General features: G+C 68.2%; 1 protein-coding gene. It reads left to right on the forward strand.

The window, feature by feature from the left end:
* Positions 1 to 93: 93 nt before the first annotated feature.
* The coding region (locus Q8814_RS26015; protein WP_330154810.1) for a non-ribosomal peptide synthetase at positions 94 to 1688 on the forward strand (1595 nt) is incomplete at its 3' end.

Here is a 1688-nt window from a genome sequence, read left to right on the forward strand (position 1 = left end):
TCTCCGGCTTCGACGCCGACGACGGAGTGTCCCGGTTCGATCTGCAGGTCACCGTCGCCGAAACCGCTGGTGTCGCGGATACCGCCGGGGGGGTTGGAGATCGACCTCACTTACGCGACCGATCTGTTCGACGAGGCGACGGTGGCGGCCTTCGGCATCCGATTCCGCCGGGTGCTCGAGGCGGTCACGGCGGATCCCGCCATCACCGTCGGCGACGTCGAAGTCCTCGACACCGCCGAGCGTGCGGCCTTGGTCGGGTCGTCCCGGATCGGCGAGGTTGCGCACCGCGCGTCCCGTGGCCCGGTGTGGACGTCGACGCTGCCGAACCTCATCGCCGAGGCGGTGGCGAAGAACCCGAACGGTGTGGCGGTCAAGTACGGAGACCGCGAAATGACCTACCGGGAAGTCGACGAGCGGTCGTCTCGCCTTGCCCGGGTCCTGCTCCGGCGCGGGATCGGTTCGTCGGATCTGGTCGCGATCGCCGTGCCCCGGTCGATCGAGTCGGTGCTCGCGGTGTGGGCGGTCGCCAAGACCGGCGCGGGGTACGTGCCCGTGGATGTGAACTATCCGGCCGACCGGGTGGCGAACATGATCGACGACTCGGGCGCGGTCCTCGGTCTGACGCTCGCGGCGCATGCCGCGGCGTTGTCGGACGCGGTCGACTGGTGGGTCCTGGACGACGACGACTTCCTGGCGCGCTGCGCCGACGAGTCCGGGGAGCCGGTGACGTACCGCGATCTGCCGGCCCCGATCCGTTCCTCGCAGGTCGCGTACGTGATCTACACATCGGGTTCGACCGGACGACCCAAGGGCGTGAGCGTGACCCACGCGGGTCTGCACAACTTCTGCGTCGAACAGTACGAGCGCTATTCGCCGACCGAGCGGTCGCGTGTCCTGCACGTTGCGTCGCCGAGTTTCGACGCGTCGGTGCTCGAGTTGCTGCTGGCGCTCGGCAGTGCGGCGACCATGGTGATCTCGCCTCCGGATGTCTTCGGCGGAGCCGCGCTCGCCGATCTGATCCGGCGCGAGTCGGTGACACACGCATTCATCACACCGATGGTGCTGGCATCGATGGACCCGGCCGGGCTCGAGTCGTTGCAGCACCTCGTCGCCGGTGGCGAGGCCGTGTCCGGCGACATCGTGGAGCGGTGGGCACCGGGAAGGTCGCTGTACAACGGTTACGGCCCGACCGAGACCACGATCATGTCGAACATCTCCGAACCGATGACGCCCGGAGCGCCGATCACGATCGGCGGTCCGATCCGCGGCATGCGTGAACTCGTGCTCGACAGCCGGCTGCGTCCGGTGCCCGTCGGAGTACCCGGCGAGCTGTACATAGCGGGAGTTCAGCTGGCGCAGGGATACCACGAGCGCCGCGGGCTCACCGCGGACCGGTTCGTGCCGGATCCGTACGGGTTCCCGGGGCAGCGTATGTACCGCACCGGCGACGTCGTGACGTGGACGCCGGACGGGGAGATCGCCTATGTGGGGCGCAGCGACTTCCAGGTGAAGATCCGTGGTCTGCGCATCGAACTCGGGGAGATCGATGCGGCATTGGCCGCGCATCCGTCGGTCGATGTCGCCGCGACGGTCGCGCACAAGGATGGGGAATCGGCATCCGCGCAGCTCGTCGGTTATGTGCTGCCGGTCGCGGGGGCGCAGATCTACACAGCAGAACTGAAGGAGTT

Source organism: Rhodococcus chondri (assembly GCF_036327435.1).
Classification (GTDB): Bacteria; Actinomycetota; Actinomycetes; order Mycobacteriales; family Mycobacteriaceae; genus Rhodococcus; species Rhodococcus chondri.